The organism is Streptomyces sp. NPDC030814 (assembly GCF_055572155.1).
In genome coordinates this window covers 129,170-154,821 of the sequence record NZ_JBVIDX010000006.1, presented here as the reverse complement: position 1 = coordinate 154,821, position 25,652 = coordinate 129,170, and the positions used below count along the sequence as shown (strand labels likewise).

Here is a 25,652-nt window from a genome sequence, read left to right as displayed (position 1 = left end):
ACGGGCCTCGGCTCGAAGGCCGTCGTACGGTGCCGGGGCGCCCTGCGTTTTGTATGGTCCTGTCAGATCATGCCGGACCGTCGTTCCCGTCGCCTGCCCCGCCCGCCACTTCGGCAAGCCTGCGGTGCTCGGCGGCCTTGCGTTCGTAGATCTCGGCCATGCGCAGGTGGTACGCCGGGTCGTCCTGTTCGTAGATGTCGGGGATGCCGTCCTGGTCGTCGTCGCGGTGCTCGGCGGCCCACAGCGCCTGGTACTTCGCGTTGCGCAGCTTCAACAGGACGGTCGCCAGGAGCGCCGCGATGAGCGATCCCGTGAGCACGGCCGCCTTGATGCCGTCGGTGAGTGCCGGGTCGCCCTCGAAGGCGAGTTCGCCGATGAGCAGCGACACGGTGAAGCCGATCCCTGCGAGGGAGGCGACGGCGAAGACGTCCGGCCAGACCAGGTCCTCGGAGAGGGAGGCCCGGGTGAAGCGGGCGGTCAGCCAGGTGCCGCCGAAGATCCCGACCGCCTTGCCGACGACGAGCCCGAGCACCACTCCGAGCGTCTCCGGCTGGGTGAACACCTTCCCCAGCGCGCCGCCCGACACGGCCACACCCGCGCTGAACAGGGCGAACAGTGGCACGGCCAGCCCCGCTGAGAGGGGGCGCACGAGGTGCTCGATGTGTTCGCCCGGGGAGTGCTCCTCGCCCTCGTGCCGGGTGCAGCGCAGCATCAGGCCCATCGCGACACCGGCGATGGTGGCGTGGACGCCGCTGTTGTACATCAGCCCCCAGATGACGAGGGCGAGCGGAACGTACACGTACCACCCGCGGACGCCCTTCCTGAGCAGCAGCCAGAAGACGGCGAGGCCCGCGAAGGCACCCCCGAGCGCGGCGAAGTCGAGGCCGTCGGTGAAGAAGACGGCGATGATCAGAATCGCGAACAGGTCGTCGACGACAGCGAGCGTGAGCAGGAACGCGCGCAGCGCGGAGGGCAGCCAGGTCCCGATGACGGCCAGCACGGCGAGCGCGAACGCGATGTCGGTGGCCGTGGGCACGGCCCAGCCGGCGAGCGAACCTCCGCCGGTGAGGTTGGTGAGTGTGTAGACCAGGGCCGGTACGGCCATGCCGCACAGGGCTGCGACGACGGGCAGTACGGCCGCCTTGGGATCCCGGAGATCGCCGGCGACCAGCTCCCGCTTGAGTTCGATGCCGGCGACGAAGAAGAAGATCGCGAGGAGTCCGTCGGCGGCCCAGTGCTCGAGAGAGAGGTTCAGGCCGAGGGCCTCCGGGCCGAAGTGGAAGTGGCTGACGGTCTCGTAACTGTCGTGCAGTGCGGGGACGTTCGCCCAGATCAGCGCGGTGACGGCGGCGAGGAGCAGCAAAACGCCGCCCACGGTCTCCGTGCGCAGCGCGTCCGCCACGAAGGTCCGCTCGGGAAGGGAGAGCCGGTCGAGGACCTTCCGGGCGGGGGTGGGACGGGACGCGGCCACGGCGGGGACCTCCGGTCGAGGGCAGGACAGAACGATCGCCGACCAGACTTCCCGGCACACCTCGTTGCTTAGCCTACCTAAGGGCGCGCCGCAGGGCACCATGGCGGCCGATCACCGGGTGCCCGCCATGGACGTACCGCATCGCCGGTCCACGACGGGGCGGCGGCCACTACCGACCGCCGCCCCTGCCGGGGTTCAGCCCTCGTGGGCTCGATCTCAGTCCTCGCTCGGTGCCGCCGGCAGCTTGGTCTGGATGAGATCCATGACCGTGGAGTCCGTGAGCGTGGTGACGTCACCGAGCTGGCGGTTCTCCGCCACGTCACGCAGCAGGCGCCGCATGATCTTCCCGGAGCGGGTCTTCGGCAGCTCCGCCACCGGCAGGATCCGCTTGGGCTTGGCGATCGGGCCGAGGGTCGCGCCGACGTGGTCGCGCAGCTCGCCGACCAGGGTCTCGGTCTCGGCCGCCGTACCCCGCAGGATGACGAAGGCGACGATGGCCTGGCCGGTGGTCTCGTCGGCGGCGCCGACCACGGCCGCCTCCGCGACGGACGGATGCGAGACGAGCGCCGACTCCACCTCCGTGGTGGAGATGTTGTGGCCGGAGACCAGCATCACGTCGTCGACGCGGCCGAGGAGCCAGATGTCTCCGTCGTCGTCCTTCTTGGCCCCGTCACCGGCGAAGTACTTGCCCTCGAACCGCGACCAGTACGTGTCGAGGAACCGCTGGTCGTCGCCCCAGATGGTGCGCAGCATGGACGGCCACGGCTCGGTGAGCACCAGATAGCCGCCGCCTCCGTTCGGCACCTCGTTCGCCTCGTCGTCGACGACGGTCGCGGAGATGCCCGGCAGGGGCCGCTGCGCGGAGCCCGGCTTGGTCTCGGTGACACCCGGCAGCGGGGAGATCATCATCGCGCCGGTCTCGGTCTGCCACCAGGTGTCCACGATGGGCGTCCGGTCCGCTCCGATGTGCTTGCGGTACCAGATCCAGGCCTCGGGGTTGATCGGCTCGCCCACCGAGCCCAGCACCCGCAGGCTGCTGAGATCGAACTTCGCGGGGATGTCGTCGCCCCACTTCATGAACGTACGGATGGCCGTGGGCGCCGTGTACAGGATGGTCACGCCGTACTTCTGCACGATCTCCCAGAACCGACCCTGGTGCGGGGTGTCGGGCGTGCCCTCGTACATGACCTGGCTCGCGCCGTTCGCCAGCGGTCCGTAGACGATGTACGAGTGGCCGGTGACCCAGCCGACGTCGGCGGTGCACCAGTACACGTCCGTCTCCGGCTTGAGGTCGAAGACCGCGTGGTGCGTGTACGCCGTCTGGGTGAGGTAACCGCCGGAGGTGTGCAGGATGCCCTTCGGCTTACCCGTGGTGCCCGAGGTGTACAGGATGAACAGCGGGTGCTCGGCCCCGAAGGCCTCCGGGGTGTGCTCGGCGGACTGCCGGTCGACGATGTCGTGCCACCACACGTCCCGGCCGTCGGTCCAGGCGACGTCCTGGCCGGTGCGGCGTACGACGAGGACGTGCTCGATGGTGCCCGCCTTGGCGATCGCGTCGTCCACGGCCGGCTTGAGCGCGGAGGGCTTGCCGCGTCGGTAGCCGCCGTCGGCGGTGATGACCACCTTGGCGTCGGCGTCCTGGATGCGGGTCGCGAGCGCGTCCGCGGAGAAGCCGCCGAAGACCACGGAGTGCGCGGCGCCGATGCGGGCGCACGCGAGCATCGCCACGGCCGTCTCCGGGATCATCGGCATGTAGACGGCGACCCGGTCACCGGCCTGGACGCCCAGCTCCAGCAGGGCGTTCGCCGCCTTGCTGACCTCGTCCTTCAGCTCGGCGTAGGTGATGGCCCGGCTGTCGCCGGGCTCGCCCTCGAAGTGGATGGCGACCCGGTCGCCGTTGCCGGCCTCGACGTGTCGGTCGACGCAGTTGTACGCGACGTTGAGCTCGCCGTCCTTGAACCACTTGGCGAACGGCGGGTTCGACCAGTCCAGGGTCTCGGTCGGCTCCTTGGCCCAGGTCAGCCGCCGGGCCTGCGCCGCCCAGAAACCGAGCCTGTCAGCCTTGGCCTGTTCGTACGCCTCTGCCGTGACGTTGGCGTTCGCGGCCAGGTCAGCGGGCGGCGCGAAGCGTCGCTCCTCCTTCAAGAGGTTGGCCAGGCTTTCGTTGCTCACGACATCTCCCTTTCCCAGGGTGTCCGTTGTGTCCCAGGCCACAGCTCATCAGACCCGGACCCCCGGTGACAAGGGTCTTCCTGGGATTGGTTTAGACCTGTGGGCGGGTGGTCCCACGGCCATGGGGCCACCCGTTGTCACGGACCGGCGGGCGGTTCGGTTCATGTGCGCGTGTCGTGCAGAACCGCCCCCATGGGTCCGGTGGCCCCCGCCGTTGCGGCCACTCGGTCGAAGATCCCGCTGTCCGGGGCCTCCTCCGTGAGGAGGTAGGCCTGGGCCTCGCCCACATGGAAGTACATCCCGTGCAGTTCCAGCGTGCCCTCGCGCAGGGCCCGCTCGACGCACTCGTGTGCCCGCAGATGCGTCAACTGCTGGATGACATTGGTCAGGCACAGTTGCTCGACCGCGTCGGCCGGCTCGCGTCCGGCGATGCGGGCCCAGGGACGGTTCTTGTCGGTGGAACGCTCCAGGCTGGGCAGGCCGTACCGCAGCCACCGTTCGAGGGGGGTCCGGGAGCCCCGGTGCTCGGTGGTGAGCAAGGCCTGCATCGCGCCGCAACCGGAGTGTCCGCAGACGGTGATGGACCGTACCTTCAGCACCTCCACCGCGTACTCGATGGCCGCCGCCACCGAGTCGTCACCGCTCTCCTCGCCCGGCATGGGCACCAGATTGCCGACGTTGCGCACGACGAAGAGGTCGCCCGGGCCGCTGGACGTGATCATCGATGTGACGAGCCGGGAGTCGGCGCAGGTGAGGAAGAGCTGTGAGGGCTGCTGGCCCTCCCGCGCGAGCCGAGCCAGCTCGTGGCGCACCAGGGGAGCGGTGTTGGTCTGGAACGCGCTGATGCCGCGCGCCAGTTGATGGCCGCTCGGTCCTTCGGCCGTCTTCTCGGCCGGGTCGCCGAGGGGGGCGGGGGCGGGGGCCGCGCACTGGTGGTTGCGCCATGCCGTCCAGGGCCGGCAGCGGCAGCCGGCTGCGGAGGAACCGGCCGGTTCGGCGATCCGGATGCCGGCCCGGCCGGTGATCTCCACGGAGCCGCCGCGCGCGCGGTGGGCGTGTTGCCAGTCCTGCAGCGACTCGTACGCCGCGTGGTCCATGAACGACCCGTCCAGCTCCACCACCGTCTCGGCCCCCTGTGGGACCTGGTGCAGCGCACGGCTGAGCCGGGGCACGGCGAGGAACGTCAACTGCCCCCGGACATGGACGTGGTGGATCCCGTCCTTCTCCGTGTGGGTGATGCGGGTGCGGGTGAGGCGGTGCAGGGCGACGCCGACGGCCACAGCGATGCCGAGCGCGACGCCTTCCAACACCCCGAGGAGGACGACGCCGATGGTGGTGCCGGCGTAGACCAGCACCTCACGGTGGCGGGTGACCGTGCGGATGTGGTTCAGGGACACCATCTGGATCCCGATGGCCATCACCAGGGCGGCGAGCGAGGCGAGGGGGATCAGCTCCAGCGCCGGGACCAGCAGCAGTGCGGCCGCCACCACCCAGACGCCGTGCAGCATCGTGGAGTTCCGGCTGACGGCGCCGGCTCGGACGTTGGCCGTGCTGCGGACGGCGACGCCGGCGATGGGCAGGCCGCCGAGGGCTCCGGAAACGACGTTGGCCGCGCCCTGACCGCGCAGCTCACGGTCCAGGTCCGAGCGCCGTACGTCGGTCCGGCCCGCCGCCAGCTTGTCCATGGCGACGGCCCCGAGGAGCGACTGCACGCTGCACACCAGTGTCGTGGTGAGGACGGCGGCGAGCAGGCCGAGTACCGGGCCTGCGGGCAGTCCGGCCAGGGCGTGGCTGCGCCAGGACGGCAGCTCGACCTTGGGCAGGCTGAGCCCGGCGAGAACGGCCGCTCCCGTGGCACCGGTGACGGCGACGAGGGCGGCCGGGACGCTGCGCAGCCTCCGGCCGAGGGGGCCGGGGATCCGGGGCCAGACGAACAGCAGGGCGAGGGTGAGCACGCTCATGGAGACGGCGGCGGGATGCAGGTGCGCCAACTGGGCGGGCAGCGCGCTCACGTTGTCGAGGACGGAGCTCTGCGGGGTGCCGCCGAGCACGATGTGCAGCTGGGCGACGGCGATGGTGACGCCGATGCCGGCGAGCATGCCGTGCACGATCGCGGGGCTCACGGCGAGCGCCGAGCGGGCCACGCGCAGCTGGGCCAGGCCCAGTTGGGAGATCCCGGCGAGAACGGTGACGGCGCAGGTCGTGCGCCAGCCGTACTGATGGATGAGGTCCGCGGTGACGACGGTCAGACCGGCGGCCGGGCCGCTGACCTGGAGCGGTGAGCCGCCGAGGCGTCCGGCGACGAGGCCGCCGACGGCGGCGGCGACGAGGCCGGCCTGGAGCGGTGCCCCGGTCGCCAGGGCGATGCCCAGGGAGAGGGGGAGCGCGATCAGGAAGACCGCGACGGAGGCGGACACATCGGCGCCCGCGATGCGGAACCGGCGGGGCTCCTTGGGCGGGCTGTGGGGCTGGTGTTCGGACTCCGCCCGATTGGGGCTGGAGTCGGGGGCGTGGGTGGGGACGCAGGCGGACATGTTCTCCCGTCTCCTCCGGGGCTGCGCGGTCGCGGAACAGGTGGTCCCCTGCTCTGCGGCGGGGGTCGGGTCGCGGCCGTGGGTCACGGCGTACAGCGGCGGGATTTCTCAACACTCAGTAAACGAATCGTAATGCAGAGTAAAGGTCATGCGCGGACATTCGTAGCGAATGGGTTACCAGATCACCCAGGGGGATGAATTGGATATTTCATCGGCTTGTCCTACTAATCCGGTCGCCACTCTGTGTGATCTTGGCCCCGCTGCCCCTGAGCGAAGGAAGAAGGTGGGCGGAAGATGGCCGTCACCCAGAGGATCGCCGTCGGCGTGACACTCGCCGCGACCTGCGTCGCGGCGCTCGCCGGCTGTGGCGCCGGCGACACGGGCACCGCCGGCTCGACCGGCGCGAACAACACCGGGAAGGAGGGGATGCGCGACGGCCAGGAGGCGGCGCCCGGAGTGAAGGAGGGCGCTCCCGCCCCGCCCAGGGCGGCGGTCCGGCTCATCGGCGACGGGTCCACCGCGTTCACCGGTACGCAGCCGCATCTGCCCGAGCCGGATCGGTTGAAGCCCGGTCAGAAACCCCCGCAGTTCGTCGTCTTCTCCTGGGACGGCGCCGGCGAGGACAGCCAGCGGCTCTTCTCCCACTTCCGCGAGGTGGCCCGCGCCAACAAGGCGACCATGACGTACTTCCTGAGCGGCGTGTACATGCTTCCGGAGGAGAAGCGGGACCTCTACCGGCCGCCGCAGCACTCGCCCGGCCGCTCCGACATCGGCTTCAACGATGTGCGCGGAATCAAGGACACCGTGGAGCAACTGCGCGGTGCCTGGCTGGAGGGCAACGAGATCGGCACCCATTTCAACGGCCACTTCTGCGGCACGGGCGGCGGGGTCGGGGAATGGTCGGTCGAGGACTGGAAGGACGAGATCGCGCAGGCCAAGGCGTTCGTGAAGGCATGGAAGACGAACACGGGCACCGACAAGGCCGAACCCCTGCCCTTCGACTACGACAAGGAGCTGATCGGCGCCCGCACTCCCTGTCTGGAAGGCCAGGCCAACTTCATGCAGGCCGCCCGCGAACTGGGCTTCCGCTACGACACCAGCGGCGTCCGGGACCAGGTCTGGCCCGAGAAGAAGGACGGCCTGTGGGACCTGTCGATGCAACTGGTCCCGATGCCCGGCCGCGCCTTCGAGACGCTGACCATGGACTACAACTTCTACGTCAACCAGTCCGGTGCCCGTGCGGGCTCCCCGGCCATGCACCAGTACTGGGGCGACCAGTTCCGGGACGGCCTGCTCGCGGGCTTCGAGCGCGCCTACGCGGGCAACCGCGCGCCCCTGATCATCGGCAACCACTTCGAGTCCTGGAACGGCGGCGCCTACATGCGGGCCGTCGAGGAGACCATCGAGACAGTCTGCGGCAAGCCGGACGTGCGCTGCGTCTCCTTCCGGCAACTCGTCGACTGGCTCGACGCCCAGGACCCGGAGGTCCTGGACAAGCTGCGCACCCTCGGTGTCGGCCGCTCCCCGGAGGAAGGCTGGGAGGCCTTCCTCTCCGCTGGCCCCGCCCCGGGCCGCGAGGGGGCTCCGAGCGCTCCCGCGGCCCCGCCGCAGGGGCGGACGGCCCGTGAGGCGAGGCCGAAGGAGTAACCGCGGGGAGCGGAGAAACGGGGGAGCGGGTCAGACCGCGGCCACGAGCTGCTCGCCGAGGACGAAGTCGGGGTCGATCTGAGAAGCCAGGTCGGCCCCGGTCCGCTCATTGCCCCAGCCGCTCGCGTTCTTCAGATGGAAGTGCACCATCTGACGGGTGTAGCGCGCCCAGTCACGCAGCTCGTACGTGGCGTCCGCCGCCTCGTGCAGGGCGTGCAGTGCCCGGCGGTTGGACTCCTCCAGATGCTCGAAGCGCGGCGGGCGGCCCTTCTCCAGGGCGCGTACCCAGTCCGAGTGGCTGACGGCGGCCAGCAGGTCGTTCCCGACCTCGGCGCGGAGGAAGTCGAGGTCCTCCGGGCTGTGCACCTTGTTGCCGATGACCTTCAGGGCGACGCCGTAGTCGCCGGCGTAATCCTTGTACTGGCGGTAGACGGAGACCCCCCTGCGCGTCGGTTCCGCGACGAGGAACGTCATGTCGAAGCGGGTGAACAGGCCGGACGCGAAGGAGTCCGAACCTGCCGTCATGTCGACCACCACATACTCGTCGCGGCCGTCCACCAGGTGGTTCAGGAACAGCTCCACCGCTCCCGTCTTGGAGTGGTAGCAGGCGACGCCCAGGTCGGCGTCGGTGAAGGGGCCGGTGACCATCAGACGGATGGCGCCGCCGTCGAGTTCCACCGGCCGGGCGCAGGCGTCGTAGATCGGGTTGGGGTCGCAGATCCGCACCAGCCGGGAACCCTCGCCGGGCGGTGTCGTCTTGATCATCGTCTCGGCGGAGGCGATCCGCGGGTTGGAGCCGCGGAGATGGTTCTTGATCAGCGACAGCCGCTCGCCCATGGCCGGAAGCTCCGCGGCCTCCGACTCGTCGAGCCCCAGAGCGGGCCCCAGATGCTGGTTGATGTCTGCGTCGATGGCGACGACCGGGGCTCCGGAGGCGGCGAGATGGCGGATGAACAGGGAGGACAGCGTGGTCTTGCCACTCCCGCCCTTCCCGGCGAAAGCAATTTTCATGTTCACCAAAGGTAGTTGGACGATCGCCCACGGTGCATCGGTCCGGCGGAAGACCACTCCTTCGAGGGTTCGGCGGCCGGGGCGCGTAGGGTCGTACTCATGAGTACGACAGGTGCGACCGCCGATCCGCTCGCGGCCCTCGCCGAGCTGCCTGGTGTGGCCGAGTCCGTGGAGTCCGTACGCAAGGCCGTGGACCGGGTCTACGGCCACCGCGTCATGCGGCGGCGCAGCAACGAGATCACCTCCGAGGCGGCCCTGCGCGGTGCGCGCGGCTCGGCGGCGCTGTCCGGGGCCGACTGGGCGCTCGAAGAGGTGCGCCGGCGTACCGACTTCAGCGGGCAGGGCGGCGACGACGAGGCGCGCACCGTGGGCGCCGCCCTGCGCCTGACCGCCGAAGCCGGCCAACTGCTGTCCATCTGGCGGCAGTCACCGCTCCGGGTGCTCGCCCGGCTGCACCTGGTGGCGGCCGGCGAGGACCATGCGCGGGTGGGGCGTCCCCGGCAGGACGGCGAACCCGTCGACGAGCCCCTCGTCGAACTGCCGCTGCCGAGCGCCGCCGAGGTCTCCGGCCGCCTCGACGGCCTGGCGGAGCTGATCATCCGGGGCAGTTCGGCGCCCGCTCTGGTCACGGCGGCCGTGGTGCACGGCGAGCTGCTCGCCCTGCGGCCCTTCTGCTTCGGCAACGGCCTCGTCGCGCGCGCGGCCGAGCGGATCGTCCTGGTCGGCAGCGGCCTCGACCCCAAGTCGGTCTGTCCGGCGGAGGTCGGCCATGCGGAACTCGGCCGCGCCGCCTATCTCGCCGCCCTGGACGGCTATGTCTCCGGAACTCCTGAGGGAATGGCCGCCTGGATCGCCCACTGCGGCAGGGCGGTGGAACTGGGTGCGCGCGAGTCCACGGCGGTGTGCGAGGCACTGCAGCGCGGAGCGGCGTAGAGCCCCGGAAAAGAGATGCGGCGGTACGAGAATTCGTACCGCCGCTGGCATGTCCACCGGGTTACCAAGCGTCCTCGATATGTGCCCATCAGGTCGGGAACTCAGCCCGTAACCTGGTGCGGCTGGCCCGTAATCGACGGGTCGACGTCGCGTGGGTGCCCGGTGTTCATGCTAGGTCCGTGGGGCCAAAATGAGTTATTAAAGGTGATCCTCTCGGACGGCCTTTGGTCTCGCGGGCCTTGAATCCTTTCTACTCCAGGACCGGAGCAAGCGGAACCCCCCGATGTGCTTCTTTACTTTTGCATTCAAGGACGGCGAATCGGCCCTGGTCACCCGGTGGCCGGTCAGGCGGTCGCCACCCGGCGCCGGCTCGCGTACCAGACCAGCCCCGCGGTGGCTGCCGCCGCTCCTATGGCGGCCACCGCGAGCAGGGCGGGCCGGGGCCGGACGGCGAGCCGCTGCTTGAGCCGCACCGGGCGGTGGAAGTCGAGAATCGGCCACCCGCGCGCGAGAGCCTCCCTGCGGAGCGTCCGGTCCGGGTTGACCGCGTGTGGATGCCCCACCGCCTCCAGCATCGGCAGGTCCGTGGCCGAGTCGCTGTACGCGTAGCAGTGCGCCAGGTCGTACTCCTCCGACTCGGCCAGCTCCCGGATCGCCTCGGCCTTGGTCGGGCCGTACGCGTAGTACTCCACCTCGCCGGTGAAACAGCCGTCGTCGCCGACGACCATCCGGGTCGCCACCACGCGGTCCGCCCCGAGCAGCTCACCGATCGGCTCGACGACCTCGGCGCCGGACGTGGAGACGATCACGACGTCCCGCCCGGCGATGTGGTGTTCCTCGATGAGGGAGGCGGCCTCGTCGTAGATGATCGGGTCGATCAGGTCGTGAAGGGTCTCGGCGACTATGTCCTTCACTTGTTGGACGTTCCAGCCCCGGCACAGCGCGGAGAGATACTTCCGCATCCGCTCCATCTGGTCGTGGTCGGCGCCGCCCGCGAGGAACACGAACTGGGTGTATGCCGTCCGCAGGGCGGCCCTGCGGTTGATCAGGCCGCCTTGGTAGAACGACTTGCTGAACGTGAGCGTGCTCGACTTCGCAATGACCGTCTTGTCCAGGTCAAAGAAGGCCGCTGTGCGGGGCAAGGAGTGGTTTTCCACGGGCCTGAGCATATGCGCCCGCCATTCGGGCTAGTGTGGGGCGCGTGGGTTTGCCTGAGAGGGCTCTCGGGTACACCATGGAAGTCACGGATCGTTCGCGACCGTGCTAACCCGGCCCGACTCCTCCCCCCCCGAGTCGGCCGTGGGGACGACCCCCGCTCTCCCCCCCGGCGGGGGTCGTCGCATGTCCGGATGCGTTTTCCGCTCCTCTCCCCAGCCCACGAGGCCGCCCCACGCCCTCGTGGGCATTGCTCTGCCCTCCCACAGGAAAAGTCACGCTGCGTAGCCACTGTGCTGCGCTGTGGGTGCCGTGCGGCGGATCGCCCGTTCGGGTGACGGCGATATTCACAGCGGTCGAGTTGTCCACAGTTTTCGACCAAGATCCACACGATTTCCGGGATCGCTGCACCGTGATTCCAGCGCGTCCCGACGGCGGCGAGTTCCTGGCCGGTCCGGTTTCTCGGGCGTCTTCGGCCGGTTTCCACTGACCGCTCATTTGCGGCCGGTGACCGGCACTTCACACAGGACTTGAACACGGGCGTCCGGGACACGGGCGGGGCCGGGGAGTGCCGAAGGACGGCCCCGAGCGCCGCTCGGGACGCAGCGAAGGGGGCTGGACATCGTGGCGGGAGCCATCACCGACGACCGGCAGTCGGCCGCCGAGGGGCAGCAGGGCGGTCCGTTGATCGTCACCGAGGACGTGGACCTCCTCGACGACCTGCTGCGCCTGTGCGCGGCCGCCGGTGCCAGGCCGGAGGTCCACCACCAGGTGCCGGAGGGCCGGAGCCGCTGGGAGGCGGCACCGCTGGTACTCGTCGGCGACGACGCGGCGCGTCGACTGCTCGGGGCCGTCCGCCGACGTGGGGTGGTGCTCGTCGGAAAGGACCAGGACGACTCCGGGGTCTGGCAGCGCGCGGTGGAGATCGGCGCGGACCACGTGCTGATGCTGCCGGACGGCGAGCAGTGGCTCGTCGACCGCATCGCCGACGTCACCGAGGGAGTGGGCAGACCCGCGCTCACCGTCGGGGTGATCGGAGGACGTGGCGGCGCGGGGGCGTCCACCCTGGCCTGCGCGCTCGCCGTGACCTCCGCCCGGCAGGACAGGCGCACGCTCCTCGTGGACGCCGATCCGCTGGGCGGCGGGCTCGATGTGCTCCTCGGCGGCGAACGCGCCGAGGGACTGCGCTGGCCCGCGTTCGCCGCCTCGCGCGGCCGGGTCGGCGGGGGCGCCCTGGAGGAGTCCCTTCCGCAACTGCACTCGCTGCGGGTCCTCAGCTGGGACCGGGGTGACGCCGTCGCCATCCCGCCCCAGGCCGTGCGCGCGGTCCTCGCCGCCGCCCGGCGGCGCGGCGGGGCGGTCGTCGTCGACCTGCCGCGCCGCATCGACGAAAGCGTCGCCGAGGCCCTCGCCCAGATCGACATCGGCCTCATGGTGGTCCCCGCCGAGCTGCGCGCCGTCGCGGCCGCCTCCCGGGTCGCCTCGGCCTTCGGCATGGTCCTGCGCGACCTGCGCGTGGCGGTCCGGGGCCCCTACGCGCCCGGCCTCGGCGACCAGGACATCGCCCGTCTCCTCGGACTGCCGCTCGCCGGTGAGGTCCCCACCGAGCCGGGCCTGAACGAAGCCGCGAAACCCCCGGGAGGCACCTCCCGCGGCCCACTGGCCCGCTTCTGTGAGGGCTTCTGGGAGCGGGTGGCCGTGAGGGGTGAGGCGGCGTGAACCGGAGGGCGGGACGGCGCAGTGAGACCCCTGGCCTCCGGGCCGTGCGCGGGACGACTTGGACCGGTGGTGAGGGCGGATGAGCGGGATGCTCGACGACGGGCTTCTGGACGGTGTGCGGCAGTGGCTTGTCGAGAGCGGGGCCGAGCCCACGCCGGCCCGGGTGGCGCAGGCGCTGAGGGAGCGGGGGCGGGTGCTCGGGGACGCAGAGGTCCTCGGGGCGGCCGAGCGGTTGCGCTCGGAGCTGGTGGGGAGCGGGCCCCTGGAGCCGCTGCTCGCTGACCCCTCGGTCACCGACGTGCTGGTGTCGGCGCCCGACCGGGTGTGGGTGGACCGTGGCGGCGGCCTGGAGCTGACCGGGATCTCCTTTCCGGACGCGGCCGCCGTACGACGGCTCGCGCAGCGCCTGGCGGCCGTCGCCGGACGCCGCCTCGACGACGCCAGACCGTGGGTCGACGCGCGGCTGCCCGACGGCACCCGCCTCCACGCGGTGCTGCCGCCGGTGGCCGTGGGCTCGACCTGCTTGTCTCTTCGGGTCGTCCGGCCCCGGGCGTTCACACTCGACGAACTGGCGGCGGCGGGCACGGTGCCGCCGGGCGGCGACCGGGTGCTGCGGGCCCTGATCCGCTCCCGGCTGTCGTACGTCATCAGCGGCGGCACGGGCACCGGCAAGACAACCCTGCTGAGCGCGCTGCTCGGTCTGGTCGACCCAGGGGAGCGGATCGTGCTCGCCGAGGACTCCGCAGAGCTGCGGCCCGACCATCCGCATGTGGTGCGCCTGGAGGGCAGGCCGGCCAACCAGGAGGGGGTCGGCCTGGTCGAACTCCAGGACCTGGTGCGGCAGGCGCTGCGGATGCGGCCCGACCGGCTGGTCGTCGGTGAGGTCCGTGGCCCTGAGGTGGTGTCCCTGCTGGCCGCCCTGAACACGGGCCACGAGGGCGGCAGCGGCACCCTGCACGCCAACGCGGCCGGTCAGGTGCCGGCCCGGCTGGAGGCGCTCGGTACGGCCGCCGGGCTCGACCGGGCCGCGCTGCACAGCCAGTTGGCGGCCGCGCTGTCGGTGGTCCTGCACCTGATCAGGGACCGGGACGGGCGGCGCCGGATCGCCGAGATTCATGTGCTGGAGCGCGACGCTTCGGGGCTGGTGGTGACGGTGCCCGCGCTGCGATGGGGCGCGGAGGCGTTCGTGTACGAGCGGGGCTGGGAGCGGCTGCGGGGTCTGCTCCGGGGCGAACTGCGGGAAGGACGTGAATCCTTTGACGGGGGTCGATGAGGCGTCGGCCGGGGTCGCCCTGGTGTGTGCCGGGGCGGCGGCCTGGATGGTGGCCGGTGGCCGGGACACGGGCGCTCGATGGGCCGGGTTCCTGCTCGGCGGGGGCGGGGCGATGGGACCGCCGTTCTGGCAGCGGGCGGTCGGCCGGGTACGGCGGCTCGGTTTCGAGTGGTGGGCGCCGGTGGCGGGAGCGCTGCTGGCGGTGCTGGGGGCTTCGGTGCTGCCGGTCCTCGTGGGCGCGGCCGGGGTGCCGCTGCTGCGGCGGGTACGTCGGGCGGCGGAGGAGCGCCGGGTCCGGGAGCGGCGTGGGGAAGCGGTGGTCGCGCTGTGCGCGGCGCTCGCCGGGGAGGTGCGGGCCGGGAGGCAGCCGGGCGAGGCGTTGCTGCGGGCCGCGCGGGACTCGGGCGGTTTGGGTGAGGCGCAGGCGGTGGTGCTGGCGGCGGCCCGGTTCGGCGGGGACGTGCCGGGCGCGCTCGCCGGGGCGGCGCGGCAGCCGGGCGCCGACGGACTGCTGGGGCTCGCCGCGTGCTGGCGGGTGGCCGTCGACCGGGGCGCGGGCCTCGCCGCCGGACTCGACCGTCTGGAGGGCGCCCTGCGCGCCGAGCGGGACCAGCGAGCCGACCTGCGCGCCCAGTTGGCGGGCTCCCGGTCGACGGCGGTGATGCTCGCCGGGCTCCCGGTGCTGGGCCTGCTGCTGGGTACCGCCCTCGGCGCGGACCCGCTGCACGTCGTGCTGCACAGCGCGGCCGGGCTGGGCTGTCTGGTGGTCGGCGCGGTGCTGGAGGGCGCCGGCCTGTGGTGGGCGCTGCGGATCGTACGGCGAGCGGAGACGGCATGAGCGCGGGGATGGCATGAACGAGGAAGTCGTCCACAGGCTGGGGGTGGCCCTCTGCGCTCTGGTGGGCCTGTGGTGGCCGGCCCGCTCGCTGGCCGCCGTCCGACGCGAACGGCGTCTGCGCGCCCGGCTGGACGCGGTCCTGGCCCTGGCCGCCGCTCCGCCCCGACGGCGCCTCGCCCGGCGGGACGCCATACGGCGGTGGCTGCCGGTCGCCGGCACGGTGTGCGCCGGATGGGTGCTGATCGGCGGGCTCCCGGGGCTGACGCTGGGCCTCGCCGCCGGCACGGGGGTCTGGCAGTGGCTACGGCGGACCCGGAGCACGGACGGCGCGCCGACGGAGGCGTTCGACGCGGCGGAGGCCGCCCGGCAACTGCCTCTCGCCGCCGATCTGCTGGCGGCCTGCATCACGGCCGGGGCGAGCCCTGTCGTGGCCGCCCAGGCCGTGGGTCAGGCCCTGGGCGGGCCGGTGGGGGAGCGGCTGGCCAGAGGCGCGGCCGAGGCCCGCCTCGGGGGAGAACCGGCCGATGCGTGGCGTGCGTTGGCCGCCCTCCCCGGGGCGGGGCCACTGGCCCGCCTCCTGGAACGGGCCGACCAGACCGGCGTGCCGGCCGCCGCCCCGGTCGCCCGCCTCGCCGCCGAGGCGCGCGCCGACTGGGGTCGCGCCGCGACGGAACGGGCCCGCAGAGCCGCCGTGATGGTCACCGCCCCGGTGGGCCTGTGCTTCCTGCCCGCCTTCATCGCGGTGGGAGTACTTCCGGTGGTGATCGGCCTGGCGGACGGGCTGTTGGGAGGGGGTGGTGGGTGATGGCTGGGAGGGCGTGAGCGGGCGATGACCAGTGATCCATGAACCGAACGATCAAACCGAACGATCAACGAAGAGAGCCTCCGGGGGTTGAGATGTACAAGACAGTGCGGGAAGCGATGCGGGTCAGGCTGATGCGTGCTCTGATGAGCCGGGTGCGAGCGGCACGGAGGGACGCCGGGATGGTGACGTCCGAGTACGCCGTCGGCATCATCGCGGCGGTGGCCTTCGCCGCGGTGCTCTACAAGGTGGTGACCAGCGGGCAGGTCCAGGCGGAGCTGCAGGAGATCGTCGGGCGGGCCCTCAGTGGCGGGGCGTGATTCCCGGCGGCGCGGCAGAGCCCTGGGCGGTGACCAGGGGTTCGTGACGGCCGAGGCGGCCATGGTCCTGCCCGTGCTGGTGCTCTTCGCGATGTCCCTGGTGTGGGCCCTGCTCGCCGCGTGCGCCCAGATCCAGTGCGTGGACGCGGCGCGGGCCGGGGCCCGCGCCGCCGCCCGGCAGGACCCGCCGGGCGCGGTCGCGGCCACGGCGCGGCGCACGGCACCCGACGGGGCACGGATCGACGTCGGCCGGGACGGCGATTATGTCCGCGTCGTCGTCTCGGCCCGCTCACCGGGGCCCGGCGGCCTGGGTCTGGAACTGAGCCACACGGCCGTGGCCCTGGCGGAGGAGACGGTGGGGGTGGGGAGCGGATGACCGTGCCGCCGGCCCTCCGCTCGGACAGGGGCTCCGCGACCGTCTGGGTCGTCGGTGTGCTCGTCGTGCTGTGTGCGGTCTTCGGCGCCGTGCTCGCGATGGGCCAGGCCGTGGTGATCCGGCATCGCGCGGCCGGCGCCGCCGATCTCGCGGCCCTGGCCGCCGCCGACCACTGGATGAAGGGCAGCGAGGGCGCCTGCGCGACGGCCGACAGAGTGGCGCGGGCCCAGGGCGGCCGGATCGTGAGCTGCGAGCTGGAGGGAGAGATCTCGGACGTCACGGCGGCGTCGGGCAGCGGCCTGCTGACCGCCGAGGCCAGGGCGAGAGCGGGCCCGCCGATGACGGCACCTGGATAGTGCTGTGACCGGAAAGGTTCACCGGCTCACCTCTCCGGTCACAGCACCTTCGGGGCCCGCAGGAGCGCCGAGAGGGACGCAGGGGACCGGGCGACCGGCCATTTACGGCCCGCGGGCGCGAGATCACACTCATCCCCGGGCTCCGAGGCGCCGCCCCATTGCGAGGCACCGGGTTCCGAGGCACCGGGTTCCGAAGCACTGGGTTCGGAGGCACCCGGTCCCCGGGCAGCCGGCCCCAGGCACCCGCACCGAGGCGCCCGGTGCCACGTGCACCCCGCGTCCTAAGGTGCCCCCTCCTCTCGCGGAGCCCCCCGCAGCAGTTCCGTGAGCAGGCGCACCGCCCCCCGCTTGTGCAAGGGATCGTTCCCGTTGCCGCACTTGGGGGACTGGATGCAGGACGGGCACCCGGCGTCGCACTCGCATGCGGCGATGGCCTGGCGGGTGGCGTCGAGCCAGGAAGCGGCCGTGTGGAAGGCGCGCTCGGCGAAGCCCGCGCCGCCCGGGTGGCCGTCGTAGACGAAGACCGTCGGCAGCAGCGTGTCGGGGTGGAGCGGCACCGAGACGCCGCCGATGTCCCAGCGGTCGCAGGTGGCGAAGAGCGGCAGCATGCCGATCGACGCGTGCTCGGCGGCGTGCAGGGCGCCGCCGAGGATCTCGGGGCCGATGCGGGCAGCGTCGAGCTGGTCCTCGGTGACGGTCCACCAGACGGCACGCGTGCGCAGCGTACGAGGAGGGAGGTCGAGTTTGGTCTCGCCGAGCACCTCACCGGTGATGAGACGACGACGCAGGAAGGAGACGACCTGGTTGGTGACTTCGACGGAGCCGTAGCACAGACGGCCGTCGCCCCAGGGGATCTCGGTGTCCGTCTCGAGGACGGAGATGGAGGTCGTGTCGCGGGCGACCGTCGAGTAGGGCGGGTCGGCCTGTTCGACGAGGGCGACGGAGTCGTCCAGGTCCAGTTCGCGTACCAGGTACGTACGGCCCTGGTGCAGATGGACCGCGCCCTCGTGGACGGTGGTGTGGGCGGCTCCCGCGTCGACCGTGCCGAGGAGGCGGCCCGTGGCGGCCTCGACGATCTGGACGGGGCGGCCGCCCTGGCCTCGGATGTCGGCGAGGTCGGCGGCCCGTTCCCGGCGGGTCCAGTGCCAGGCCTTGGTGCGGCGGCGGAGCAGTTGCGCGGCCTCCAGCTGGGGCACCAGCTCCTCGCAGGCGGGGCCGAACAGCTGGAAGTCCTCCTCGGTCAACGGCAGCTCGGCGGCGGCCGCGCACAGATGGGGGGCGAGGACGTAGGGGTTGTCGGGGTCGAGGACGGTCGATTCCACCGGTTGGTCGAACAGGGCTTCGGGATGATGGACCAGGAACGTGTCCAGCGGGTCGTCGCGGGCCACGAGGACGGCGAGGGCACCCTGGCCGGAGCGTCCGGCGCGGCCCGCCTGCTGCCACAGGGAGGCGCGGGTGCCCGGGTAGCCGGCGATGAGGACGGCGTCGAGGCCGGAGATGTCGACGCCGAGCTCCAGGGCCGTGGTGGCGGCGAGTCCGAGGAGTTCGCCGGAGTGGAGGGCGCGTTCCAGGGCGCGGCGTTCCTCGGGGAGGTAACCGCCGCGGTAGGCGGCCACGCGTCGGGCCAGGGAGCGGTCGACCTCGGCGAGGCGTTCCTGGGCGATCACCGAGATCAGCTCCGCGCCGCGCCGGGAGCGTACGAAGGCGACCGAGCGGACGCCCTGGACGGTCAGGTCGGTCAGCAGGTCGGCCGTCTCGGCGGTCGCGGTACGCCGTACGGGGGCGCCCTTCTCGCCCTGGAGCTCGGTGAGCGGAGGCTCCCAGAGAGCGAACACCAGTTCACCGCGGGGTGAGGCGTCGTCGGCGACCTCGGTCACCCGGACGCCGGTGAGGCGGCCGGCGGCGACGGAGGGCTCGGCGGCGGTGGCGGAGGCCAGCAGGAAGACGGGCTCGGCGCCGTAGCGGGCGCACAGCCGGCGCAGGCGACGCAACACCTGGGCGACGTGGGAGCCGAAGACGCCGCGGTAGGTGTGGCACTCGTCGATGACGACGTACTTGAGGGCGCGCAGGAAGGAGGACCAGCGGGGGTGGGAGGGGAGGATCCCCCGGTGGAGCATGTCCGGGTTGGTGAGGACGTAGTTGGCGTACTGGCGGATCCACTCGCGTTCCTCGACCGGGGTGTCGCCGTCGTACACGGCTGGGCGTACGGCATTGCCGAGAGGATGTGAAAGTTCCTTCACCGATCGGCACTGATCCGCCGCGAGTGCCTTGGTGGGCGCCAGGTAGAGGGCGGTGGCCCCCCGGCCGTTGGGGGCCTCGGAGCCGTCCAGCAGCCGTGACAGCACCGGTACGAGGTAGGCCAGGGACTTGCCGGAGGCGGTACCGGTGGCCACGACCACCGACTCGCCGTCGAGGGCGTGCTCGGCGACCCTTGCCTGGTGGGCCCAGGGATGTTGGATTCCGGCGGTCTGGGAGGCGGCGATGACCTCGGCGCGGATCCGGTCCGGCCAGACGGCATGGCGACCCGCACGTGGGGGCACATGCTCCGTATGAGTGATGCGCGAAGCCCGGCTCGGGCCCGAGGCGAGCCGGTCCAGGACCTCGCCCGGCGAGGGGCTGGGTGCGGTGTCCGTCGAGGATCGATCGGATCGGTGATTCTTGGCCATCGGCACCGAGTGTGTCACCGGCGTGACGGACAATGGACCCAAGGCGTCGTGCACGCCTGCCGGTAAGTGATTGAATGCCATCGCGGCTGGCGAACCGTCCCGGGGGCTTTCAAGCCGAGGTGTCCCGAGGGGCGAACGCTCGATAGCAAGGTGCTGGAGGATCCGTGGACCTGTCCCTGTCGACCCGTACCGTCGGCGATCGTACGGTCGTCGAGGTCGGTGGCGAAATCGACGTTTATACCGCGCCCAAGCTGCGTGAGCAGCTGGTCGAGCTGGTCAACGACGGGAGTTTCCACCTCGTCGTCGACATGGAGGGCGTCGACTTCCTCGACTCCACCGGGCTCGGCGTGCTGGTGGGCGGCCTGAAGCGAGTACGGGCCCATGAGGGCTCGCTGCGCCTGGTGTGCAACCAGGAGCGTATTTTGAAGATCTTCCGCATCACCGGTCTGACCAAGGTGTTCCCCATCCACACCTCGGTCGACGAAGCGGTGGCGGCCACCGACTGATGGCGCCCGTCCGGGCCCGGCGCCCGGAAGAGCCACAGACAAGTCAAGTGAGGGGACCGGGCCCGCGGGCCCGGCCCTTCGACCGCACGCCCGTAGTTCCGAGGGGGATGCATGGCCACCGTTGAACTCCGCTTCAGCGCGCTGCCCGAGCACGTCCGGACCGCCCGACTGGTGGCGGCAGCGGTGGCGCGCAGGGCCGGAGTGGACGAGGCCGTCCTCGACGAGGTCAGGCTGGCCGTCGGCGAGGCGTGCACCCGTGCCGTCGGGCTGCACCGCAGCAGCGGGGTCTCGGCGCCGGTGCATGTGTCGCTGATCGAGGAGGAGAAGCAGTTCTCCATCGAGGTCGGCGACGAGGCGCCCCACAGCGTCCCCGGTGACCGGGTGTCGGGCGCCGGGAGCGAGGCGGAGGTGGACAGCGAGGAGGACGACATGGGCCTCGCGGTCATCAGCGGCCTCGTCGACGACATGGAGGTCACCACCGGGGAGAACGGCGGACTGATCCGTATGAGCTGGCCGACGACGCCACCCCCCGCGGTGCCTGTCTGAGACCCGTTCCACCGCACGTCACTCCTACCCCGAAGGGCCCTACTAGGTAGGGCCCTTCGGCGTGTCCGGGGGTGGTGGCGCGTCCCTACAGTGGTCGTGCGACTCATACGACAGCAATTTCGTGAAGTAATTCACGATCAATGGAGCGATAATTCGATCAAGGGTCAATGCCTTTGAGGCATTACTTCTTTCGAGTAATGTAGCGGCGCATGGATCATTTGCTGAACGGGATGTGAAGGCTAATTCCGTTTGCCGTGCACTGTTTTGATCGGGTTCCGCTCCCTAGAATCCGTCCACATCTTGAGCTCAGCCCAAGCGTCAAGGAGGACGAATGGCGGGGCTTTCTACCCCTCAACGGTTTGACCACCCCACGAACTTCGCAGCAGCAGTGCTGACCGATGACAACCGGATCATCGTCATGATGATCGGGCTCGTGGCGCTGGCCGCGCTCGTCGTCGCCGGAGTCCTGGTGCGCCAGGTGCTCGCGGCGGGCGAGGGCACCGACAGCATGAAGAAGATCGCGGCGGCCGTCCAGGAAGGCGCGAACGCCTATCTGGCCCGGCAGTTGCGCACGCTCGGCGTTTTCGCCGTCGTCGTGTTCTTCCTGCTCATGCTGCTGCCCGCGGACGACTGGAATCAGCGCGCCGGGCGATCGGTGTTCTTCTTGATCGGCGCGGCGTTCTCGGCGGCCACCGGCTATATCGGCATGTGGCTCGCCGTGCGCAGCAATGTGCGTGTCGCCGCGGCGGCCCGGGAGGCGACACCGGCGGAAGGAGAGCCGGAAAAGGATCTCACCGCGGTTTCGCACAAGGCGATGAAGATCGCATTTCGCACGGGCGGCGTCGTCGGCATGTTCACGGTGGGGCTCGGTCTGCTGGGCGCCTCCTGTGTGGTGCTGGTGTACGCGGCCGACGCGCCGAAGGTGCTGGAGGGATTCGGCCTGGGTGCCGCCCTCATCGCCATGTTCATGCGTGTCGGCGGCGGCATCTTCACCAAGGCCGCCGACGTCGGCGCCGACCTGGTCGGCAAGGTCGAGCAGGGCATTCCGGAGGACGATCCGCGCAATGCCGCGACCATCGCCGACAACGTGGGCGACAACGTCGGCGACTGCGCGGGCATGGCGGCCGACCTCTTCGAGTCGTACGCGGTGACGCTCGTCGCCGCGCTGATCCTCGGCAAAGCGGCCTTCGGTGACTCCGGGCTCGCGTTCCCGCTGATCGTTCCCGCGATCGGCGTCCTCACCGCGATGATCGGCATCTTCGCGGTGGCGCCACGCAGGAGCGACCGCAGCGGCATGTCCGCGATCAACCGCGGGTTCTTCATCTCCGCGGTGATCTCGCTGGCCCTGGTCGCCGGCGCCGTCTACGCCTACCTGCCGTCCACCTACGCAGGCCTGGAGGGCGTCGGGGACCAGACGATCCTCGACAAGGGCGGCGACCCCCGGATCCTCGCACTCGTCGCGGTGGCCGTCGGCATCGTGCTGGCCGCGCTGATCCAGCAGCTGACCGGCTACTTCACCGAAACCACCCGGCGCCCCGTGCGGGACATCGGCAAGACCTCGCTCACCGGTCCGGCCACCGTCGTTCTCGCCGGTATCTCCGTCGGTCTGGAATCGGCCGTCTACACCGCCCTGCTGATCGGCCTCGGCGTCTACGGGGCGTTCCTGCTCGGCGGTACGTCGATCATGCTCGCCCTGTTCGCGGTGGCGCTCGCCGGCACCGGTCTGCTCACCACGGTCGGCGTCATCGTCGCCATGGACACCTTCGGGCCCGTCTCCGACAACGCGCAGGGCATCGCCGAGATGTCCGGCGACGTCCAGGGCGCGGGCGCGCAGGTGCTCACCGACCTGGACGCCGTCGGCAACACCACCAAGGCCATCACCAAGGGCATCGCCATCGCCACGGCGGTGCTCGCGGCGGCGGCGCTCTTCGGTTCCTACCGCGACGCGATCGTCACCGCGGCGAACGACGTGGGCGAGAGGGTCTCGGGTGCCGACGCGCCCATGAACCTGATGATGGACATCTCGCAGCCCAACAACCTCGTCGGGCTGATCGCGGGCGCCGCGGTCGTCTTCCTCTTCTCGGGGCTGGCGATCAACGCGGTCTCGCGGTCCGCGGGGGCGGTGGTCTACGAGGTCCGGCGGCAGTTCCGCGAGAAGCCCGGGATCATGGACTACAGCGAGAAGCCGGAGTACGGCAGGGTCGTCGACATCTGCACCAAGGACGCCCTCAGGGAACTGGCCACGCCCGGTCTGCTCGCCGTCATGGCACCCATCGCGATCGGGTTCACGCTCGGGGTGGGCGCGCTGGGCGCGTATCTCGCCGGCGCGATCGGCACCGGGACGCTGATGGCGGTGTTCCTCGCCAACTCCGGGGGCGCCTGGGACAACGCCAAGAAGCTGGTCGAGGACGGCCACCACGGAGGCAAGGGCAGCGAGGCCCACGCCGCGACCGTGATCGGCGACACCGTCGGTGACCCCTTCAAGGACACCGCGGGCCCGGCGATCAACCCGCTGCTGAAGGTGATGAACCTGGTGGCGCTGCTCATCGCTCCCGCCGTCGTCCAGTTCAGCTACGGCGACGACAAGAGCGTCGGGCTGCGGGTCACCATCGCCGTCCTCTCGATCGCCGTGATCGTGGGTGCGGTGTACGTGTCCAAGCGGCGCGGGATCGCCGTGGGTGACGAAGGCAACTCCGAGCGTCTGGCCAAGTCGACGGACCCCGCGGTGGTTTCGTAGGCGGTCATACGACGGGTGAGGCGAGGCCCCAGCTCAAGGAGCGGGCGGACGGCGCGTGTTGACGTGCCGTCCGCCCGCTCCGCTGTGTGTGCCGACGGCTCCGTGAGCCTTCTCTCTCTTGGTGCAAATGGTTACAAAATGATAGATAGAGGGGGCTCGGCACAGAGGTGGACCCCCTCCTGCGTGTATGTTCCGGGGCCGAGAGCCACGGAAGGGACCAATCCGGTGAACAAGAAGCTCGCGGCCGCACTGTCCGGCGGTGCGGTACTGGTACTGGCGCTGTCCGGGTGCAGCAGCGACGACGAGACGAACGACAAGCTGAACTCCTGGGCCAAGCAGGTCTGCGACGACGTACAGCCGCAGATCAAGAAGATCGCGGCGGCCAACGCCTCGATCCAGAAGGAGACCTCGGACGACAGCGCGCCGGCGGACGTCCAGAAGGCCGACTCCCAGGGCTTCCAGGACATCTCCGACGCGTACAAGGCCATGGCGACGGCCATCCAGCGGGCCGGTGCGCCGGATGTCGAGGACGGCGAGAAGAAGCAGAAGGCCGCGGTCGCGGAGCTGAACCAGCTGTCGAGCGCTTATGCCGAGCTGAAGAAGAAGTCGGACGCGCTGAACACGAAGGACCAGGCGAAGTTCGCGGACGGGCTCGAGGGCGTCGCCACGGAACTGGAGAAGCTCAGCAAGACCGGGAGCAACGCGCTGAAGGAGCTGGAGAAGGGCGACGTGGGCCAGGCGATGGCCGAGCAGCAGAGCTGCAAGTCCGCGACCGCGTCCGTCTCGGCGTCGGCGGGGGCCACCCAGAGCTGAGGTCATGGGCGCCCCGCGGCACGGCCGGCCGCGGCTCCGCACGGCTGGGAGCGGGGCGGCCCGGCGCGGATACCCTGACGTCTGTGAGCCACTCCAAGCTGTCCTCCCTGCCGTCCGTTGACCGGTCCGATGTCGTCGCCCGGTTGCGCGAGGCGTTGATCGGGGCCGATTTCACCGCCGACGGACTGCTCGAGCTGCTCGGTGCCTCCGCGTACGCGGCCCTCGCGCGGAGCGAAGTGGTGCCCGCGTTGCGCGCCACCCGCGGGGAGTCGGCGCTGGAGGCACTCGTCCGGCTGTTCCTGTTGCAGCAGCCGGTGTCACGCGCGCGTGTGGAGGGAGCGCTCCCCGTCGACGCGTGTGTCGAGAGTGGTTGGCTGGTTCCCGTCGGTGATTCCTCCGGCGATGTCGCCGCCACCGTTGACGTACGGCCGTACGGCGGACCCGGCGGCGAGGACTGGTTCATCGTGTCCGACCTGGGCTGCGCGGTCGGCGGGGCCGGCGGCATCGGCAGCAAGGACGAGGGCGTGGTCCTGGGCGTGGGCGGTGCCTCCACGACCCTCGCCGGCATCACCGTACGGACGCCGGCCGGGTCCGCGCTCGACCTCGGGACCGGCTCCGGCATCCAGGCGCTGCACACCGCTCAGCACGCCACCCGTGTCACGGCGACCGACCTGAACCCGCGCGCGCTCCACATCACGGCGCTCACGCTGGCGCTCTCCGGCGCACCGGCGGCCGAACTGCGCCAGGGCTCGCTCTTCGAGCCGCTCCCGGACGGCGAGACCTACGACCTCATCGTGTCCAACCCGCCGTTCGTGATCTCGCCCGGCGCCCGGCTCACCTACCGCGACGGCGGCATGGGCGGCGACGACCTGTGCCGCACGCTCGTCCAACGGGCCGGGGAGCGGCTCAACGAGGGCGGGTTCGCACAGTTCCTCGCCAACTGGCAGCACGTGGAGGGGGAGGACTGGCAGGAGCGGCTCAGGTCGTGGGTGCCGCGCGGCTGTGACGCGTGGATCGTGCAGCGGGAGGTCCAGGACGTCACGCAGTACGCGGAGCTGTGGCTGCGGGACGCGGGTGACCACCGCGGTGACCTGACCGAGTACCAGGCGCGGTACGACGCGTGGCTGGACGAGTTCGAGGCACGGAAGGTCAAGGGCGTCGGGTTCGGCTGGATCACCCTGCGAAAGTCGGCCGCGGCGGACGACGAGCCCTCGATCACCGTCGAGGAATGGCCGCATCCGGTCGAACAACCGCTCGGCGAGACGGTGCGGGCCCACTTCGCGCGCGTCGACTACCTGCGGGCCAACGACGACGCCGCGCTCCTCACCGCCCACTTCCGGCTCACCCCCGAGGTCGTCCAGGAGCAGGTCGGACTGCCCGGCGCCGAGGACCCCGAGCATGTGGTGCTGCGGCAGAACCGCGGCATGCGCCGGGCCACGAAGGTGGACACGGTCGGCGCCGGTTTCGCCGGTGTGTGCGACGGCTCGCTCAGCGCTGGGCGGATTCTGGACGCCATCGCCCAACTCGTCGGCGAGGACCCGGTGGCGCTGCGCGACCGGACGCCGGGCCAGATCCGGCTCCTCGTCCAGCAGGGCTTCCTCGAACCGGCCCCCTGAGGCGGCCCGGCGGCTCACCGAGGGCAAGTTCGGGTGCCCCGTTCGAGTAACGGATGGGGCGCCTCCGCACCCTTGGGTCACATGTGTCCGGTCTGGCTGGATTGATCCGTAAAAGGTCTCCTGTCAGTGGTGCGTGCGAAGCTATTTTCAAGAGACGGATT

Annotated in this window: 20 protein-coding genes; 14 read left to right on the top strand and 6 right to left on the bottom strand. The window is 71.2% G+C overall.

Features of this window, described 5'->3' with window-relative positions; genetic code table 11:
* Positions 1 to 67: 67 nt before the first annotated feature.
* The 3 genes from nhaA to ACZ43N_RS15450 form a co-directional block, all read right to left on the bottom strand.
* Positions 68 to 1,471, bottom strand: a complete 1,404-nt coding sequence (nhaA, locus tag ACZ43N_RS15460; protein WP_468097866.1) for a Na+/H+ antiporter NhaA — start codon at positions 1,469 to 1,471, stop codon at positions 68 to 70.
* A gap of 216 nt (positions 1,472 to 1,687) precedes the next feature.
* Positions 1,688 to 3,643 (bottom strand): acetate--CoA ligase, encoded by a 1,956-nt coding sequence (gene acs / locus ACZ43N_RS15455; protein WP_468097865.1) that lies wholly within the window; start codon positions 3,641 to 3,643, stop codon positions 1,688 to 1,690.
* A 161-nt stretch (positions 3,644 to 3,804) separates the two neighbouring features.
* Positions 3,805 to 6,177, bottom strand: coding sequence for a SulP family inorganic anion transporter (locus tag ACZ43N_RS15450; RefSeq protein ID WP_468097864.1), 2,373 nt, complete (start codon positions 6,175 to 6,177; stop codon positions 3,805 to 3,807).
* 294 nt (positions 6,178 to 6,471) lie between these two features.
* Here ACZ43N_RS15450 and ACZ43N_RS15445 point away from each other — a divergent pair, with 294 nt between their 5' ends.
* Positions 6,472 to 7,824 carry a polysaccharide deacetylase family protein gene (locus ACZ43N_RS15445; protein ID WP_468097863.1) on the top strand — a complete coding sequence of 451 codons (1,353 nt, stop codon included), beginning with the start codon at positions 6,472 to 6,474 and terminating at the stop codon, positions 7,822 to 7,824.
* Positions 7,825 to 7,854: 30 nt separating this feature from the next.
* On the opposite strand, the gene ACZ43N_RS15440 is transcribed toward ACZ43N_RS15445, so the two are convergent.
* Positions 7,855 to 8,835 carry an ATP-binding protein gene (locus tag ACZ43N_RS15440; protein ID WP_468097862.1) on the bottom strand — a complete coding sequence of 327 codons (981 nt, stop codon included), beginning with the start codon at positions 8,833 to 8,835 and terminating at the stop codon, positions 7,855 to 7,857.
* Positions 8,836 to 8,934: 99 nt separating this feature from the next.
* On the opposite strand from ACZ43N_RS15440, the gene ACZ43N_RS15435 reads away from it, so the two are divergent.
* Positions 8,935 to 9,768: a Fic family protein gene (locus tag ACZ43N_RS15435; RefSeq protein ID WP_468097861.1), complete on the top strand. Its 834-nt coding sequence runs from the start codon at positions 8,935 to 8,937 to the stop codon at positions 9,766 to 9,768.
* A 344-nt stretch (positions 9,769 to 10,112) separates the two neighbouring features.
* Here the strand turns inward: ACZ43N_RS15435 and ACZ43N_RS15430 are convergent, their stop codons facing one another.
* On the bottom strand, positions 10,113 to 10,937 hold the full coding sequence (locus ACZ43N_RS15430) for an HAD family hydrolase (RefSeq protein WP_468097860.1): 825 nt from the start codon (positions 10,935 to 10,937) through the stop codon (positions 10,113 to 10,115).
* 610 nt (positions 10,938 to 11,547) lie between these two features.
* Here ACZ43N_RS15430 and ssd point away from each other — a divergent pair.
* The 7 genes from ssd (at position 11,548) to ACZ43N_RS15395 (ending at position 16,607) form a co-directional block, all read left to right on the top strand.
* Positions 11,548 to 12,642 (top strand): septum site-determining protein Ssd, encoded by a 1,095-nt coding sequence (ssd, locus tag ACZ43N_RS15425; protein ID WP_468097859.1) that lies wholly within the window; start codon positions 11,548 to 11,550, stop codon positions 12,640 to 12,642.
* 79 nt (positions 12,643 to 12,721) lie between these two features.
* Positions 12,722 to 13,915, top strand: coding sequence for a TadA family conjugal transfer-associated ATPase (locus ACZ43N_RS15420; RefSeq protein ID WP_468097857.1), 1,194 nt, complete (start codon positions 12,722 to 12,724; stop codon positions 13,913 to 13,915).
* 46 nt (positions 13,916 to 13,961) lie between these two features.
* Complete coding sequence (locus tag ACZ43N_RS15415) at positions 13,962 to 14,753, top strand: type II secretion system F family protein (RefSeq protein ID WP_468098162.1); 792 nt, start codon at positions 13,962 to 13,964, stop codon at positions 14,751 to 14,753.
* A gap of 13 nt (positions 14,754 to 14,766) precedes the next feature.
* Complete coding sequence (locus ACZ43N_RS15410) at positions 14,767 to 15,558, top strand: type II secretion system F family protein (protein ID WP_468097856.1); 792 nt, start codon at positions 14,767 to 14,769, stop codon at positions 15,556 to 15,558.
* A 92-nt stretch (positions 15,559 to 15,650) separates the two neighbouring features.
* Positions 15,651 to 15,875: a DUF4244 domain-containing protein gene (locus tag ACZ43N_RS15405; protein WP_468097855.1), complete on the top strand. Its 225-nt coding sequence runs from the start codon at positions 15,651 to 15,653 to the stop codon at positions 15,873 to 15,875.
* Complete coding sequence (locus ACZ43N_RS15400) at positions 15,862 to 16,251, top strand: TadE family type IV pilus minor pilin (protein WP_468097853.1); 390 nt, start codon at positions 15,862 to 15,864, stop codon at positions 16,249 to 16,251. Before ACZ43N_RS15405 ends, ACZ43N_RS15400 begins: the two co-directional genes overlap by 14 nt.
* On the top strand, positions 16,248 to 16,607 hold the full coding sequence (locus tag ACZ43N_RS15395) for an Rv3654c family TadE-like protein (protein WP_468097852.1): 360 nt from the start codon (positions 16,248 to 16,250) through the stop codon (positions 16,605 to 16,607). The genes ACZ43N_RS15400 and ACZ43N_RS15395 overlap by 4 nt, the downstream gene beginning before the upstream one ends.
* A gap of 281 nt (positions 16,608 to 16,888) precedes the next feature.
* Here ACZ43N_RS15395 and ACZ43N_RS15390 read toward each other — a convergent pair whose 3' ends face one another.
* Entirely contained in the window at positions 16,889 to 19,354 is a 2,466-nt protein-coding gene (locus ACZ43N_RS15390) for a DEAD/DEAH box helicase (protein WP_468097851.1), read from the bottom strand.
* Positions 19,355 to 19,437: 83 nt separating this feature from the next.
* On the opposite strand from ACZ43N_RS15390, the gene bldG reads away from it, so the two are divergent.
* The 5 genes from bldG (at position 19,438) to ACZ43N_RS15365 (ending at position 25,491) form a co-directional block, all read left to right on the top strand.
* Complete coding sequence (gene bldG / locus ACZ43N_RS15385; RefSeq protein WP_005475923.1) at positions 19,438 to 19,779, top strand: anti-sigma factor antagonist BldG; 342 nt, start codon at positions 19,438 to 19,440, stop codon at positions 19,777 to 19,779.
* A gap of 111 nt (positions 19,780 to 19,890) precedes the next feature.
* Positions 19,891 to 20,325 (top strand): ATP-binding protein, encoded by a 435-nt coding sequence (locus ACZ43N_RS15380; RefSeq protein WP_468097850.1) that lies wholly within the window; start codon positions 19,891 to 19,893, stop codon positions 20,323 to 20,325.
* A 331-nt stretch (positions 20,326 to 20,656) separates the two neighbouring features.
* On the top strand, positions 20,657 to 23,062 hold the full coding sequence (locus ACZ43N_RS15375) for a sodium-translocating pyrophosphatase (RefSeq protein ID WP_468097848.1): 2,406 nt from the start codon (positions 20,657 to 20,659) through the stop codon (positions 23,060 to 23,062).
* Positions 23,063 to 23,287: 225 nt separating this feature from the next.
* Positions 23,288 to 23,875 carry a small secreted protein gene (locus ACZ43N_RS15370; RefSeq protein ID WP_468097847.1) on the top strand — a complete coding sequence of 196 codons (588 nt, stop codon included), beginning with the start codon at positions 23,288 to 23,290 and terminating at the stop codon, positions 23,873 to 23,875.
* A gap of 83 nt (positions 23,876 to 23,958) precedes the next feature.
* Positions 23,959 to 25,491, top strand: coding sequence for a DUF7059 domain-containing protein (locus ACZ43N_RS15365; protein WP_468097846.1), 1,533 nt, complete (start codon positions 23,959 to 23,961; stop codon positions 25,489 to 25,491).
* Positions 25,492 to 25,652 lie beyond the last annotated feature (161 nt).

Bases quoted from the DNA above. Each gene is read 5' to 3' on its own strand.
- ACZ43N_RS15450 (WP_468097864.1), bottom strand. From the start codon at position 6,177: ATGTCCGCCTGCGTCCCCACCCACGCCCCCGACTCCAGCCCCAATCGG.
- ACZ43N_RS15445 (WP_468097863.1), top strand. From the start codon at position 6,472: ATGGCCGTCACCCAGAGGATCGCCGTCGGCGTGACACTCGCCGCGACC.
- ACZ43N_RS15430 (WP_468097860.1), bottom strand. From the start codon at position 10,937: ATGCTCAGGCCCGTGGAAAACCACTCCTTGCCCCGCACAGCGGCCTTC.
- ACZ43N_RS15435 (WP_468097861.1), top strand. From the start codon at position 8,935: ATGAGTACGACAGGTGCGACCGCCGATCCGCTCGCGGCCCTCGCCGAG.
- ACZ43N_RS15410 (WP_468097856.1), top strand. From the start codon at position 14,767: ATGAACGAGGAAGTCGTCCACAGGCTGGGGGTGGCCCTCTGCGCTCTG.
- ACZ43N_RS15405 (WP_468097855.1), top strand. From the start codon at position 15,651: ATGTACAAGACAGTGCGGGAAGCGATGCGGGTCAGGCTGATGCGTGCT.
- ACZ43N_RS15420 (WP_468097857.1), top strand. From the start codon at position 12,722: ATGAGCGGGATGCTCGACGACGGGCTTCTGGACGGTGTGCGGCAGTGG.
- ACZ43N_RS15395 (WP_468097852.1), top strand. From the start codon at position 16,248: ATGACCGTGCCGCCGGCCCTCCGCTCGGACAGGGGCTCCGCGACCGTC.
- ACZ43N_RS15375 (WP_468097848.1), top strand. From the start codon at position 20,657: ATGGCGGGGCTTTCTACCCCTCAACGGTTTGACCACCCCACGAACTTC.
- ACZ43N_RS15415 (WP_468098162.1), top strand. From the start codon at position 13,962: ATGGTGGCCGGTGGCCGGGACACGGGCGCTCGATGGGCCGGGTTCCTG.
- ACZ43N_RS15440 (WP_468097862.1), bottom strand. From the start codon at position 8,835: ATGAAAATTGCTTTCGCCGGGAAGGGCGGGAGTGGCAAGACCACGCTG.
- ACZ43N_RS15390 (WP_468097851.1), bottom strand. From the start codon at position 19,354: ATGGCATTCAATCACTTACCGGCAGGCGTGCACGACGCCTTGGGTCCA.
- ACZ43N_RS15380 (WP_468097850.1), top strand. From the start codon at position 19,891: ATGGCCACCGTTGAACTCCGCTTCAGCGCGCTGCCCGAGCACGTCCGG.